Raw genomic sequence first — 15,652 nt, 5'->3', positions numbered from 1 at the left:
GATGTTTCTTGATAAAAGCACGTTTTCGACGGTGATTGAAAGCAGTCCGCTCGTTTCAATAGATTTAGTAATATTGAATCAAAACAATCAAGCTCTATTAGGTGAGCGATTAAATAAGCCTGCACAAGGGAGTTGGTTTGTTCCTGGTGGGCGAGTTTTAAAAAATGAGTCGCTTGCAGAGGCATTCAAAAGGCTAACCAAAGAAGAGCTTGGAGAAGCGTTTTCAATATCAGAAGCGAACCTCTTAGGTCCTTATGACCACTTTTATGACGACAATGTTTTTGGAGATAGCTTTGGCACGCATTACGTTGCAATCGCTTATGTTTTAAAATTGAGCAAACCACTTAATGATTTACCTCATAATATTCAGCATGGTAAATATCAATGGTTTGATCCAAGTAGTCTACTAAGAGATAACAAAGTCCATAAACATACAAAATGGTACTTTGAAGCACTACAGAATACACAGGGATAACAATTATGATACTTCCTATCATTATGGCAGGCGGCTCAGGCACGCGTTTATGGCCATTATCACGCAGTAACTACCCAAAACAATTTTTAAAATTACATGGTGAAAACACCATGTTACAAGAAACAATTTTAAGATTAAATGGTCTTGAGCACACACCTGCGATGTTAATTTGTAACGAAGAACATCGCTTTATTGCGGCTGAGCAAGTTCGTCAAATAGGCGTAGCGCACAGTGGTATTTTTTTAGAGCCTGTAGGCCGCAATACAGCTCCTGCTATTGCATTGGCTGCATTTAAAGCGGTTGAAAACAATCAAGATCCATTACTGCTTGTGTTGGCAGCGGATCATGTCATTGAAAATCATGCAGCTTTTCAGGAAAGTGTTAATCGAGCAAAGCTGCTAGCAGAGCAGGGTAAACTGGTCACCTTCGGTATAGTTGGTAATACACCAGAGACAGGTTATGGTTACATTAAGCGAGGTGCAGAAGTCGAACATGGCTTTGTTGTTGAGAGCTTTGTCGAGAAGCCAAACTTAGAAACAGCTCAAGAATACATCGCAAGCGGTGACTACTACTGGAATAGTGGTATGTTCTTATACAAAGCAAGTCGCTACCTTGAAGAGCTAAAGGTATTTCGTCCAGATATTTACGAAGCGTGTGAAAAAGCAATTCAAGTACAAAACAATGACATGGACTTTATACGTGTGGATAAAGAAGCGTTTGAAGGATGCCCAGATGAATCCGTTGACTATGCTGTGATGGAGCACACGAAAGATGCAGCCGTGGTACCAATGGATGCAAACTGGAGTGATGTAGGAGGCTTCGCAGCGCTATGGGAAGTGTCTAAGCAAGATGAGAACGGTAATGCCTTCATCGGTGATGTTAAATCAGTAGATACAAAAAACACGTTAGTGTTTGGTGAAGACAAATTGGTTACTACTGTGGGTGTTGAAGACTTGGTAATCGTCAATACAAAAGATGCTGTGTTAGTTGCGCATAAAGACGAGTCTCAAAAAGTAAAACAAATTGTTAGCCAGCTCAAAGCTGATGAGCGCTCAGAAGTAACATTCCATCGAGAAGTCTATCGTCCTTGGGGCAAATACGACTCAGTAGATAATGGCGAGCGTTTCCAAGTAAAAAGAATCACAGTTAAGCCTGGTGCCAAACTGTCGGTTCAAATGCACCACCACAGAGCTGAGCACTGGATTGTGGTTTCAGGCACTGCTAAGGTGCAAATCGATAACACCGAGCAATTTGTTACAGAAAATGAGTCGGTCTACATTCCAATTACAGCTGTTCATGCATTAGAAAACCCAGGTAAAGTGGATTTAGAGCTTATTGAAGTGCAGTCTGGTTCGTATTTAGGTGAAGATGATATTGTGCGCTTTGAAGACCGCTATGGTCGAGTGAATAAGGTAATTCACAAAGAGGTTTAAAGGCGCAAGCTGCACTTATGAGGGAAAAGGTACTCGGCCTTTAGGTAAGTCACTATGGATTGGGTGTATTTACAGTTCGTCACCTTAAGCTTGCAACTCGTAGTTGTTACTTCCTCCTTGTACGACTTTTTAAAAGGTTTTATATGGAAAATAAATTAATTTGTGCCGAAGTTATCACAGAAAGTGGTATTGCTTTTGGTACTAGTGGCGCACGTGGGCTTGTTGAAGACTTCACTCCAGATGTGAGTGCAGCCTTTGCTATAGCCTTTATTACAGCGATAGAAAATGCATTTACCTTTGATACAGTGGCAATTGCGATAGATAACCGTCCTAGTAGTTATACTATAGCTCAGGCGTGTGCAACTGTATTAAAACAACGTGATTTACGGGTTGTATATTATGGCGTTATTCCAACGCCAGCTCTTGCTTATAAAGCCATACAAGATGGTATGCCCTGTATTATGGTAACAGGTAGTCATATTCCATTTGATCGAAATGGGCTTAAATTTTATCGCCCAGATGGTGAAATTACAAAAGCAGATGAGCAAGCTATTTTAGCTAGTAATGCTTCATTCGAAGCTCTGCCACAATATTTATCAGAATTACACGATAATCCAGATGCAAAAACGGCATATAGCCAGCGCTATTTATCACTCTTTAAAACAGATGCTCTAAAAGGTAAAAAAATAGGTATTTATGAGCACTCAAGCGCAGGGCGAGATATTTATAAAGCTTTATTTGAATTGCTTGGTGCGAATGTTTTCAGTTTAGGCCGAAGCGATGAGTTTATTCCGATAGATACAGAAGCGGTATCAGATGAAGACAAACAACGCGCATTAAACTGGTCAAAAGAGTATAACTTTGATGCTATTTTATCAACAGATGGTGATGGAGATCGCCCACTAATTGCAGATGAACACGGCAATTGGCTAAGAGGTGATATATTAGGTTTATTGTGTAGCCAGTTACTCAACATTGAAGCGCTCGCAATACCTGTAAGTTGTAACACTGCAATCGAACTGTCTAAAAGCTTTAAACAAGTTAAGCGCACAAAGATTGGTTCACCTTATGTTATTGCTGAGTTTGAACAGTTAGGCGAACAATACTCTTCGATTGCGGGTTTTGAAGCGAATGGCGGTTATATTTTAGGGTCTTCTATAGATGTTAACGGTAAAAAACTAGCTGCTCTTCCTACCCGGGATGCTTTATTACCAGCAATTTTATTATTAGCTGAACAAGAACCCATATCAAAACAGTTAACTAAGTTACCAAACCGCTTTACGGCAAGCGATAGATTACAAAATTTTGCCAAAGAAAAAAGCCTTGATTTGATTGCTGAGTTAGAAAAAGACGCGAGCTCTTTTTTAGTTAAATTAGGGTACGAGTTAGAATATACAGTTGATTTAACCGATGGCTTACGCATAACAATTGAGAATGGAGATATTGTGCATTTAAGGCCTTCGGGCAATGCGCCTGAATTACGTTGTTACGCTGAATCGAGCTCTGAAGAGGTTGCTAAAAGCTTAGTCATGGCCACTTTTAGTATAATTAAAGCTTAGGAAACAAATGAAAGTTTCAATAATTACAGTTTGTTACAATAGTGCAAAAACAATTGAAGATACGGTAAAGTCAGTGTTGTCTCAGGATTATCAAGAGATAGAATATATAGTCATCGATGGTGGCTCAAGTGATGGGACGTTAGGTATAATTGATAAATATCGAGAGCGAATAGCTACTATTGTTAGTGAACCTGACAAAGGCATCTATGATGCCATGAATAAAGGGGTTAAAAAATCTACTGGTGATATTGTGGGTATTTTAAATTCTGATGACTTTTATGAATCCGAAGACGTAATTTCTAAAACTGTATGCCACTTTGATTCAGAAACGGATGTTGTGTTTGGAGATCTTATATTTGTTAAATCAGACAATTTAGAAAAGGTAACTCGTTTTTATTCATTGCCTAATTTTAAACCATGGAAGTTGAGGTTTGGTTGGATGCCGCCGCATCCCGCTACATTTATTAAAAAGTCTGTTTACGATAGATGTGGCTTATATAAAATTAACTATAAAATATCAGCAGACTATGAAGTTTTTGTTAGGTTTTTACTCATTCACAAAGTTAGTTATAAGCACATAAGTAAAATTCTGGTGCGCATGCGTGATGGGGGAGTAAGTACTTCAGGACTAAAAAGTTCAATTACTTTGAATAAAGAAATTGTGAATGCATGTGGAGAAAATGGCGTTTACACCAATTTATTCTTTTTAACTTTGAAGTTACCCTTTAAGTTACTAGAGCTTTTAAAGAGACCCAAAGTTAATGACTAATGTATTAGTTACTGGTGCTACAGGTTTTATTGGTAAGCATTTGACAGAAATAATTAAAGATAGCTATTCTTTAAAATTACTGAGTCGCTCAGGTTTGCAGTGTGAGAATCACTATAATGCAGATATAGCTAAGGATACTGATTACTTAAATTTATTGAATAACGTTGAAGTTGTTATACATTGTGCTGCTAGAGCCCATGTTATGGATGATTTGGCAAGGGATCCGTTAAGTGAATTTAGAGCAGTTAATACTGCCGGTACACTTAATTTAGCAAAACAATCAGCTCAAGTTGGCGTGAAGCGTTTTATTTTTATTAGTTCAATAAAAGTGAATGGTGAAAGTACAACTTCTACAAGACCTTTCACAGCTGATAAAATACCGGCCCCTGAAGACCCTTATGGTATTTCTAAAGCTGAAGCTGAAGAGCAGTTACTAGAATTGGGTAAGCAAACTGGTATGGAGGTTGTTATCATTAGGCCCCCACTTGTTTATGGTGAAGGTGTTAAGGCTAACTTTGCATCACTAATGAAGCTTGTTGGTAAAGGTTTACCACTGCCTTTTAGAGCAATTAAAAATAACAAACGTAGCTTAGTATCGGTTTATAATTTAGTTGATTTGATTAAAGTATGCATTGAGCACCCGAAAGCTGCAAATCAAATATTTTTAGTAAGTGATGGTCATGATTTATCTATCGCAGAAATAGTTGCATTGATGGCTAAGGTGCAAAATAAAAAAAACCTAGCTTTACCAGTCCCGGTATGGTGCTTTAATTTAGCTGGGATGTTGTTAAATAAGCAAACTATCATTGATAGGCTTACAGGTTCACTTCAGTTAGATATAACTCATACTAAAAATACACTTAACTGGTCGCCCCCTTATTCTATTGAGCATGGCTTCAAGCTTGCAACAAAGAAATAACATATGGGTTGTAATATGATACGTTTACTCGACTTTTTGTTTGCCTTGTTTGGCCTTTTATTCGCATTTCCGTTCTTGGTTATTTTATACGTTATTGGTTTATTCGATACCGGCTCACCAATCTTTACTCAGGAGCGAGTGGGTCGATATAAAAAGCCCTTTACACTAGTTAAGTTCAGAACAATGAAATTAGACACGGCATCTGTTGCGAGCCATCTTGCTAGCTCTTCTTCTATAACACCATTTGGTCACTTTCTTCGTAAAACAAAGCTGGACGAGCTTCCCCAGCTATGGAATGTATTAAAAGGTGAAATGAGCCTAGTAGGTCCACGCCCAGGTCTTTACAACCAAGAAGAACTAACTAAAGCACGAGAATCTAAAGAAATATACACTGTGAGACCAGGTATTACTGGCCTTGCACAGGTAAACGAAATTGATATGTCTACTCCTGAGTTACTCGCAAAAACAGATAAACAAATGATTGATACATTATCAGTGGTTAATTATTTCAAGTATATCGTTATGACTGTAACTGGTAGTGGTTCTGGAGATAGAGTAGGCAGGCACTGATTTAAAAGGTTCTTTCATCAAGAGCCTTTTTACTTTTCCACATATATTTTGACTATTTTTGTATATACTACAGCTTGTACTACGCTTTTATTCTGTCTGCGTTTTTTAATTCTCGATAGGAACAATAAGGGAACACAATGGATAGTTGGTTTGTGGCTTTACTAGGTGCTTCTCGCAGTCAAAAGCGCCTTATTACGTTGGCTTTAGATTCCATTTTTATTTTCTCAGCTTTTTGGCTTGCACTTATTGTGCGCTTAGATAGCCTAGCCCCGTTAAGTAACTATAAAAACTGGCTTGTATTGGGGTTGTTGTTACCGGCAAGTTTGTTTGTGTTTGTGCGCTTAGGGTTGTATCGAGCGGTGCTTAGGTATGTGGGCGCAAATGCAGTGGGTGCTGTGGTGCTCGGTACCGTGATAAGTACTGTGATATTGGTTATGGCGTCATTTTTTACCCAAACAGCCATACCTCGTACCATGCCGTTTATTTATGCTTGGTTGATGATTCTCTCTCTCGGTGGTTCACGTATTTTAGTGCGTGCACTTATATGGCGCTTAACTTCCTTTACCAAAACACCAGTGGTTATCTACGGTGCTGGAGATGCTGGTCGGCAATTAGCTACTGCACTTGCGACGGGGCCTGATTATTATGTAACAGCTTATATTGATGATGATCAAAATAAGCATAATGCGATAATACAAGGGATCCCAGTTGTCGCCTTTGAAGAAATTTACAACTTAATAGATAAAAAACGGGTTAAAAAAGTACTGTTGGCACTACCAAGCGCCTCTCGCTCTCGTCGTAAAGAAATTCTCACTAAGCTTGAAAAGTTACCGCTTGAGGTTATGACTGTGCCGGGCATGGCCGATGTTATCGATGGCAAAGCGCTGCTTAGTGAAGTAAAAGAAGTTGAAGTAGAAGACTTGTTAGGTCGTGATCCAGTAGCACCTCGACCCGAACTCTTGGCAGCAAATATTAAAAATAAAGTGGTTATGGTCACGGGAGCCGGTGGCTCTATTGGTTCTGAGCTATGCCGGCAAATTGTTTTAAATGAGCCTGCCAAGTTAGTGTTATTTGAAGTGTCCGAATATGCTTTATACAGTATAGAAAAAGAGCTCAATCAGTTAGCGCTATCTAAAAATAGCTTAACTGAAATTGTGCCAGTTATGGGGTCTGTACAGCGCATTAATCGTATTGAAACCTGTATGAAGGCCTTTGGTGTGCAAACGGTTTATCATGCCGCAGCCTATAAACATGTACCTTTAGTTGAGCAAAATGTTGTAGAAGGTGTACGCAATAATGTGTTTGGTACTTACTATACTGCTAAGGCTGCTATTAATGCTGGGGTGGAGACCTTTGTTCTAATTTCAACTGACAAAGCGGTTCGCCCAACCAATGTAATGGGGGCGACAAAGCGAATGGCTGAATTGGTTTTGCAGGCGTTTGCAAGTAGTAAAACAGTTGCTAAAAATACCCGTTTTTGTATGGTACGTTTTGGTAACGTGCTGGGCTCAAGTGGCTCTGTTGTCCCATTATTTCGTAAACAAATAAAAGAAGGTGGCCCTATCACGCTCACACATAAAGATATCACACGCTTTTTTATGACAATTCCAGAAGCTGCTCAGTTAGTGATACAAGCTGGTGCAATGGGGAAAGGCGGTGATGTGTTTGTACTCGATATGGGCGACTCTGTGAAAATTAAGGATTTAGCAACCAAGATGGTGCATTTGTCTGGTCTAGAGGTTAAGTCAGAGTCTAATCCGCACGGAGATATAGAAATACAATGTACTGGTTTGCGCCCAGGGGAAAAGCTTTTTGAAGAGTTACTTATTGGTGACAACGTTGAGCAAACTTCACATCCTCGTATTATGACCGCGAATGAAGCAAAACTTCCTATAACTGAACTAGAAGCGTTCATAAAAGCAATGGATAATGCATGTCATAACTTTGATCATGAAGAAATTCGAAACCTGTTATTGGAAGCGCCTACGGGCTTTAATCCAACCGATGGAATTTGCGATCTTGTATGGAATGAAAAACAAAGCACTATTGAACTTGAGCAAGAACCAAGAAATGTTGTTCATCTCAGAAGCCAGTAAGCGATGTCTTTGCTATTGGTAATTGAGTTGGGTTAATCTGGGCGTGGTACTCTGTTTTTGCATTACTTATTTATATGATTTTATAAATTAGAGAGAATAGCCGCATTTGCTTGATGAAAAGCATTTTACTATAAAATAAACAACAAATATTGGTCTGCGTTGATGTCAAAAATAAATAATGTTTTAGCTGGTGGTATTGTACTTTTAAGTACCCCAGTATTCTCCAATACAGTAGTTAACAATTACACTTCTTTTTCAGGTTACACAGGTCTGTTAAACACTCCTAATGCTGAAACCTTAGAAAAAGGCACTGTTGATTTCGCTTACAATAATCAGCTCGATTTACGCGGTCAGCAATACATTGATGGACATAACTTTGTATTCTCTGCAGGTGTGTTTGATGGGCTAGAAATCAACGGCATGATTGCCTCTAGTACGATGCACGACAACCTTATTTTGGAGCCTGATGCAGAGCAAACTCGCGATTTATCTCTCAATGCCAAGTACCAAATACCTTTGATACCCAAAGATTGGTTTAACTTGGCTATCGGCGCAAAAGATATTGGTGGTGCAGCTAATAATTATGAAACCTATTATATTGTCGGTTCTAAAGAGTGGAATGACTTTAGGTTTTCCGCGGGGGTTGCTGTGAGTGACCGACTAACAGGTCAGATGGATGGTGCTTTTGCTGGTATCGAGTGGCAGCCTTTGGACTGGTTAGCGTTGCAGGTTGAACATGATGCCGAGGCGGCGAATGCTGGTATACGTGTGACTGTACCAAAAGAATGGATTTATGATGTGGGTACATTAACATTTAGTGGCAAGCTGTACAGTAATACCGATTATGCTGAAAAAGACACCTTCTGGGGTGTGAACTTTTCTATGCCGTTGTTTGAGCAAGCAAAGCTCAACGACCCGGCTGAAGCAGCACCTACTCCTATTTTAAATAATCATAAAAAACGCGAAGCTGCTTTTAAAGCGCACTATCAAAAGCAGCGTGAATTAGCACAAAAGCCTTTGGAACAAGCTAAACAAGAAGTTTCAGAGCGAGATGCTTTCAGCAAGTCGCTTACACTCCAAACTAGAGAATTAAAAAACGCCCTAGTTGATGATGGCTTTGAAGCAGTCAGCGTTGGGTTTAATCGTGACCCACATATTGTGGTCAGCTTTGAAAACTATATATTTAATCGTAACGATATTGATGCTATCGGTGTGGTGCTTGGTCGTATCGCTGAACATGTGGATGAACCTAATGCAAAATATAGCGTTCAGCTATTAAATCGCGGCATTCCCATGTTGTCGGTACGCGGTAGTGTAGATAACTATCGTGAGTTTATTAATAACAGTGTAACGCCGGATATGGATATACGCCATGGTGAAATGGACCCAATCGGTAGCGTGTCATGGGTAGGTATGCCAAAAGCCAATAGTCCTTACTTTAAGCCCAGATTATCAGTTGGACCAGCTCTTGAAAAGCGAGTAGCTACTGAATTAGGTGTGCTGGACTACTCTCTTGCTGCAAAAGTCGACTTAGACTTACCTATGTGGTACGGCGCCGGGTTAAGTGTTAGTGCGCAGTCAGAGATCACCAAAACGAGTGATTTTGAAAAAGGCCGTCCATTTGCGCGTTCTGCGAAGAAGGACGGTTTAACGCGTGCTACTTTATATCAAACGTTTGCGCTGCCATACGGAGTTTATAACCAAACACATATTGGCTTTTTTAGAGAGTACGATCTAGATTACACGGGCTTTAAAAACGAAACGACTTGGTTGAGTGAAAATGGTCGTCACCAGTTAGGCGCTGAAATTAGCTATCTTGAGTATGAAGATTACGATACGGATAGAGATTATCAAACCCTGTCTTACCGCTATAACTGGGTAGAAAAAGACGTGTCTTTTCATGCGACAGCGGGTAAGTTTTTTTACGATGATAAAGGTGTACAGCTAGAAAGCCGATTCTGGTTTGGTGACAGTTATATCTCGGTGTTTGTACAAGATACAACCGATGCGCAAAAAGCGGGAATAGCCTTTAGTATTCCGCTGACACCGCGTAAGGATTTACCAGCAATCAAATACGGGCAAATAAAAGGCAACCATGCTTGGCGTCAATCGGTGAGTACTTTAATTGGCGAGTCACACAACAACATTACGTTGGGTAAGGCTCAGCTACTAGATACTGATATTAGCCTTAACAGAACTTACTTAAACCAAGGTCGGCTATCGAGCAGCTATATTTATGCTAACCTTGCTAGGCTCAGAGAGGCCTATATTAATTATAAGTAGTGGTAATGCCAATTCACATTAATATCTGATCAACTAATTAAGAGAATTGGTATAAGAAGTCAGTATTGTATGTGTGATTAAGGGCTTAACTTTAATTGCTCACAGCTTTTCAGATATTGGCTCGAGCACAGTGTTGGAAATTAGGGACTTGTGATTGTGACTTTCTGTAATCTTTTATTGCATATCCTAAGTACCTTTTATCGCACACTTTTTTATTGCCACTAAGTAAGAAAAACTTTGGAGAATAGGTGGAAATTTCTACATTTTTCTCTATTATTTACACTCTGACTAATCTAACGCGCGTATGTACCTGAAAAGGTATATCAAAATGGAACAAGGACTAATTATGCTTGCTAATAAAAAATCACTTTTAGCGCTTTCAATTGCCTCGGTATTGACGTTATCAGGCTGCTTCAGCGATGACGACAATAATGTAGTTGTAGAGCCACCAACAAAGACAGAACCTGAGGTGGAAATTGTTGCTCCTGAAGTTGACACTGAGCAGCCATCAAAAGTATTTTCAGTGAACGTCATCGATATTACCAATGATGAAGTAAGAGGTAATGTTTTAGAGGGTGCCACAGTTAGCTTCTTGGTTAACGGAGAGCCAGCAACTACACTAACAAATGTAAACGAAGAAGATCTAGCTTCGGTAACGGTTGATGATTCAGGATCTTTTACATTTCTGACTAAAGCTGGTGCGTCAGGTGAAGTGACAGCTTTGGTAACGCAAGATGGCTATGTGTCGAAAAGCTTTTTAGTTGATCTTGATGCAGTTCCGGAAGGAGACGCAAAAGATATTCCTCTAACCTTTGGTCTTGTGTCACTTACTGAGACTCAAGGTGTCGTAGCAAAAACAACACCAGCTACTGTAGCGAGCAGCACAACAGAAGTTATCTCAGCGGGTGCTACTGAAGGCAGTGCCGGGGCTGACCTTTCAGTGCCTGTGGGTACTTCACTACAAGACGCGGATGGAAATGTTATTGAAGGTGAAGTTGCAATTAGTGTCTTAGCGGCAGATTCGACCAATACAAATACTGGCTTAATTATTCCTGAAGGTCTAAATTCAGCTGACTCTGACACGGTAGCCGATGTACAGGGTGTTACGAGTATTACGATGACGGCTGGTGATACTAAGGTTAAACAATTCACAACACCTATCGATGTATCTATCGCGTTACCTGCTGATAGCGGTCTTAACGCTGGTGAAACACTGAATGTTTCTTCTTACAATGAAGATACGGGCGTTTGGAGTAGCGAATCACAACCGGCGACTGTTGTGATGAATGATGACGGCTCTCACAAAGCAACTTTTAAAACAGATCACCTGACCTTCTTTACAGTGAGCAAATCTGCGGATAAATGTACTGACGGTATAGCGGTAAGCATTAATAGTGGAACGGTTCCCGCTGGTGGCTTAAGCATCACATTAAGCTCAGCCGATGGCTCTGCAGGTAGTTACATCCGCGGTGGCCAAACTAGCAAAACAGTTATTCCAGCGTCAGTCACAAGTCGCTATGGCATTAGCGAAGATGCAACAGCTAACGTAAGATTATTCGACCGCTCGGGACGTGATTGGTTCACAGCGACAGATGTTCCTATTTGTGGAACCATTCCTGTGACTTTAGGTAGCCCAGTAACATTGATCGAGAAAACACTAGTTCTAGATGGGACATGTGCGCAAAAGCAAGACGTTTCTGTAGACCTTTCTGGCTCAATCGTTACATATGCTAAAGAAGGCAAAGCAGCGTCAATTGCTCAGGCTCTTGGAGAGTCTAAGTTCAGACTTGATGGTCTAGAAGATGGCGCTAGTTATAGAATTCGCACAACAATCCGTGGCGCGAAAACTGCTCAGGGCGGTCAATCTTCAGCATTTAATACAACAGTTACTAATGATGATGCTGATATAACTCAACCGGTTTCGTTAACTTGTCGTGAAGTTCCGGTAACTGGTACTGACTAATTATTTTTAATAATTAAGCAGTATTTGAACACCACCCACTTGGGTGGTGTTCTTTTTTCTGGAGCAGATAAACTGAGTATGAACTCGCATCTGTTATAGATAAAGTGGTATGTACAAACGCCAAACAATAACAAGTGAATTGAGGTCACGTTACATTGAAATCTCATTTGGGCCGTAGAGCCTTTTCAGCTATGGAACTTCACAGTCTCTATAATGGCTATATCTACTCAGATGAAAAGCAAAAGCGAGAGCAACCTAAACACTGGCATTTTTGGGTTCCACTTATCTGTTATTTTACAGGTGCCTATAGTGATGAAGTGGGCTCCCTACTGCTAAATGATATTGTCACACATCAGCATATTCGCTGTTTTCAATTTTCGACCCACGGCAAGCTTCAGCCAAGGTTTGTGCCCATTCATCCCGCACTTTGGCACGCAGGATTAGAAGATTTCATTAATTTCGTCAGCTCACAAAAACAAACACGTTTGTTGTTTGACCTACCTTCAAAAACAGGGCGATATAGTGAAAAAGTCAGGATCTGGTTTTCTGGGGAAGGAGAGCGCCTGGGGTATTTGCAAAAGTGTGGTTTGCCAAATGTAGATAACCAAGGCGTTAAAACGGCTATTAGTAGTTTGCGACTAAACTTTGAGCAACAGTTGCATATCGCTGCGATACAAGCACAGTACCGAGTCGCGTTGCCCTATTTACTTGGGTTAAAGATAGAAGGGGAGAAAGCGACTTCTCCCGATTTTATAAAACTTAAGCAGCTTGTTTCACAGGTACGAGTGATAAATCCAAACGCAAGTTGGCAACGTTTTATTGAACGGCATAATTAACCTTAGTGCAAAGGTTAATACCGATAAGCGTAGGGTAGAACCCGTATAGCGCGGTGCACTTACGGGATAACATGGAAATCTACTTCAGATCCAAATTTAGCTGCTGATAGTCCCGTAAAAATGCGCTGAATGCCTCGCCTAGCACTTTGTCTCTGGCTGCATATTCAACAATCGCTTTAAGATAACCAAGTTTATCGCCACAATCGTGAGAACGTCCGCTCATATGAAATGCTTCAACGGTTTCTTCTTCCATGAGCATATCGATGGCATCGGTCAATTGAATTTCGCCGCCAGCACCGAGTGGAGTGCGCTTTAGCAGGGGCCAAATTTGCTTTGATAAAACATACCTACCCACCACTGCAAGGTTGGATGGTGCATCTTCTATATCTGGTTTTTCTACCATGTGCTTGATTGGCGCACTTTCACCTGGATTTAACTTTGAGCCGTTGATATCAGCAATGCCGTACTTGTTTACATCTTGTTGCGGCACGGGTTCAAGCATAATTTGACTCGCCTTGCTTTCTTTAAAGCGCTTGATCATTGCAGCTAAGTTTTCAGAGGCTTGATCTGCGGTGTATTCATCCAAGATAACATCCGGCAGTACGACTACAAAGTCGTTGTCGCCCACAATAGGTTTGGCACACAGTACAGCGTGGCCTAAGCCCTTAGCTTCGCCTTGGCGAACATGCATAATGGTCACATCATCAGGGCAAATCGAGCGAACTTCGTCCAGTAGTTTACGCTTAACCCGTTTCTCAAGGGTTGCTTCTAACTCAAAGCTCGTATCAAAATGGTTTTCTATTGCGTTTTTCGACGAGTGGGTGACTAATACAATTTCTTTAATACCCGCCGCAACACATTCTTTTACTATGTATTGGATTAACGGTTTATCAACCAAAGGCAGCATTTCTTTAGGAATAGCTTTGGTCATAGGAAGCATGCGCGTGCCAAGGCCCGCTACAGGAATAACTGCTTTCATAAAAAGTCCATATTTTGACTAGGTCCGAATAACTGTGAACATTGTAACTGTTGAAGGCGAAGATGAAAATGTTGAATTACTAGATTATACCTTGGCTAAATTAACTCTCATTGATGAGAAAATCATAGTACTTAGGTGGTTTTAAATTCAATTTTAATCTGGTTCTCTTGCAAGTTTGCATGGCAAGGCGGATAGCTACGGGTTGTTTTATATTTTCTATCGAAAATATGAATTTCTACTCCAGAATGCAGCGCTTTGTTGGCTGAGAGCTTAGCGGTTTCTAATAGCTCATGCAGTGTTTGTTCTAGCTCCGCTAAGCGCTTTTCGAATTGTTCGGCCTGTTGGCAATGGTGTTGCTGTGTCGCGCCGATTTTTGCGACCAGTAGCTTCTTCTTTTCTTGATCTTTTACCAAATCCGCTTTTTCAATTGCTTGTTGAAGCTGGTCGAGTTGTTTGTAAACACCGGCGAGATCTTCTACAACTTTGTCATTTTCCGCTGTTATTTCAGCGCCTGATTTGGCCAAATATACGTGCATCTTTGCACCAGATTCACTGCCAACTTCACCTGCCACGACCATGACAGCGTCTAATACAGTGCCACCTATAAGTTTGCCGTTCGGATGTTCACCGGTGCCAACCTGAATAAGGTTTTTGGCTTTTAAGTCACAGTGGTTGCTTTGCTTGGAAATAAAAATATTGGTGGCTTCAACATAGGTGTATTGACCATGTGCAATTTCCACATCACCTTCTGCGATGATCTTGCAGGTCAGGCCATGATCGTTGTTACTGTGGTCAAGATGGCCGATAACTCCGCCTTTTACTTCAATATTCCCACCAGCAATGACTTCGCCAGACTCAACGGTTCCCATGACCGTTATGTCGCCTTTTGCTTTGACACGCATACCAGGTTCCACATTGTGCGTGACAACAACACTGCCATTAAAATCAATATGTCCGCTTTTAACTGAAACGTCGGCAATCGTAAATACATCATCCACGCGCATACCGTGCGTTACCTCGGAAGGACAACCAGACATAGTCGCAATCAGTTCCAATGGGTTGTTGGGATTGATTTCCGTGCCTTCACCTGCAACTAGAGAAAAGCTGTCACCTGCTTTGGCAGCAATTACTTCACCCGTGACGGTGTAGCCCTCTTTACCGGGTGTGGCAGGTTTTTGAGTGACCAGCAAATCACCAGGAGCTACGCTTGCAAGTTTACCAAAATCCCGCATATCAACCGTACCATCTTCGCGAAGCCTTGGCTGTTTTAAGCGTTCTTTCAGCGTTTGTACATGATGGTGCAATGAGGATGGTTTGCCATCTATCGGGTTACGACCAACCGCCACTATACCTGAAGTTTCACTACCCGGAGTCAGTTCAAACTGCTTGCGTAAGATCTCTTCTAGATAAGTCTGTTTGTAACCACGACTGACACCAGCTTTGACGAGAGCTTTTTTAGCGTCTTCGAGTGATATTTTTTTACCACCTTTGGCGGTGATTAAGTGTCCGGTAGCTTGCATTTTGTCGTCACTGAGCGTTACGGTAAATTCAGCATCCACCTTTTTGGCGACTACAATTTGCATTTCAGGGAAGTCACTATCAAAATACGCAGCAATAGAATCGTGATCGATTTCACAGTCGGCATAAGGGGATTGTTCTAGCGCTTCCACAATAAATGCGGCGCTTGGCGGCTGATGTGTTTTCACATCCATTAAAATATTGCCATTGTGCGCGAGTTTGAACACTCAGTTATACCCTTAAGAAACCTAA

Annotated in this window: 12 protein-coding genes; 10 read left to right on the top strand and 2 right to left on the bottom strand. The window is 40.9% G+C overall.

Going from position 1 to position 15,652, the window contains the following annotated elements; all coding sequences use genetic code 11:
* Window position 1: 1 nt before the first annotated feature.
* The 10 genes from ACSLBF_RS14915 (at window position 2) to ACSLBF_RS14870 (ending at window position 12,903) form a co-directional block, all read left to right on the top strand.
* On the top strand, window positions 2–475 hold the full coding sequence (locus ACSLBF_RS14915) for a GDP-mannose mannosyl hydrolase (protein WP_440054148.1): 474 nt from the start codon (window positions 2–4) through the stop codon (window positions 473–475).
* Window positions 476–480: 5 nt separating this feature from the next.
* The gene (locus ACSLBF_RS14910) at window positions 481–1,908 is read left to right on the top strand and encodes a mannose-1-phosphate guanylyltransferase/mannose-6-phosphate isomerase (protein WP_440054147.1); all 1,428 of its coding nucleotides are present in this window, start codon (window positions 481–483) and stop codon (window positions 1,906–1,908) included.
* Between the two features lie 143 nt (window positions 1,909–2,051).
* A complete protein-coding gene (locus tag ACSLBF_RS14905) occupies window positions 2,052–3,467 on the top strand; it encodes a phosphomannomutase (protein ID WP_440054146.1) in 1,416 nt (471 codons plus the stop codon).
* A gap of 7 nt (window positions 3,468–3,474) precedes the next feature.
* Window positions 3,475–4,236: a glycosyltransferase family 2 protein gene (locus ACSLBF_RS14900; protein WP_440054145.1), complete on the top strand. Its 762-nt coding sequence runs from the start codon at window positions 3,475–3,477 to the stop codon at window positions 4,234–4,236.
* The gene (locus tag ACSLBF_RS14895) at window positions 4,229–5,155 is read left to right on the top strand and encodes a UDP-glucose 4-epimerase family protein (protein ID WP_440054144.1); all 927 of its coding nucleotides are present in this window, start codon (window positions 4,229–4,231) and stop codon (window positions 5,153–5,155) included. The genes ACSLBF_RS14900 and ACSLBF_RS14895 overlap by 8 nt, the downstream gene beginning before the upstream one ends.
* A gap of 15 nt (window positions 5,156–5,170) precedes the next feature.
* Window positions 5,171–5,725, top strand: coding sequence for a sugar transferase (locus ACSLBF_RS14890; RefSeq protein ID WP_440054143.1), 555 nt, complete (start codon window positions 5,171–5,173; stop codon window positions 5,723–5,725).
* 137 nt (window positions 5,726–5,862) lie between these two features.
* A complete protein-coding gene (locus ACSLBF_RS14885) occupies window positions 5,863–7,821 on the top strand; it encodes a polysaccharide biosynthesis protein (protein WP_440054142.1) in 1,959 nt (652 codons plus the stop codon).
* A 162-nt stretch (window positions 7,822–7,983) separates the two neighbouring features.
* Entirely contained in the window at window positions 7,984–10,104 is a 2,121-nt protein-coding gene (locus tag ACSLBF_RS14880; protein WP_440054141.1) for a YjbH domain-containing protein, read from the top strand.
* A 328-nt stretch (window positions 10,105–10,432) separates the two neighbouring features.
* The gene (locus tag ACSLBF_RS14875; protein WP_440054140.1) at window positions 10,433–12,067 is read left to right on the top strand and encodes a hypothetical protein; all 1,635 of its coding nucleotides are present in this window, start codon (window positions 10,433–10,435) and stop codon (window positions 12,065–12,067) included.
* A gap of 191 nt (window positions 12,068–12,258) precedes the next feature.
* Window positions 12,259–12,903 carry a hypothetical protein gene (locus tag ACSLBF_RS14870; RefSeq protein ID WP_440054139.1) on the top strand — a complete coding sequence of 215 codons (645 nt, stop codon included), beginning with the start codon at window positions 12,259–12,261 and terminating at the stop codon, window positions 12,901–12,903.
* Between the two features lie 79 nt (window positions 12,904–12,982).
* Here the strand turns inward: ACSLBF_RS14870 and galU are convergent, their stop codons facing one another.
* Together galU and ACSLBF_RS14860 are read right to left on the bottom strand one after the other, a co-directional pair.
* Entirely contained in the window at window positions 12,983–13,882 is a 900-nt protein-coding gene (gene galU / locus ACSLBF_RS14865) for a UTP--glucose-1-phosphate uridylyltransferase GalU (RefSeq protein WP_440054138.1), read from the bottom strand.
* Window positions 13,883–14,013: 131 nt separating this feature from the next.
* Window positions 14,014–15,627, bottom strand: a complete 1,614-nt coding sequence (locus ACSLBF_RS14860) for a DUF342 domain-containing protein (protein ID WP_440054137.1) — start codon at window positions 15,625–15,627, stop codon at window positions 14,014–14,016.
* Window positions 15,628–15,652 lie beyond the last annotated feature (25 nt).

Origin of the sequence: Pseudoalteromonas sp. T1lg65 (assembly GCF_051930985.1) — a bacterium.
Taxonomy (GTDB): Bacteria; Pseudomonadota; Gammaproteobacteria; order Enterobacterales; family Alteromonadaceae; genus Pseudoalteromonas.
Note: the sequence above shows the minus strand (reverse complement) of the source record. Positions and strands in the feature narration are given on the sequence as shown.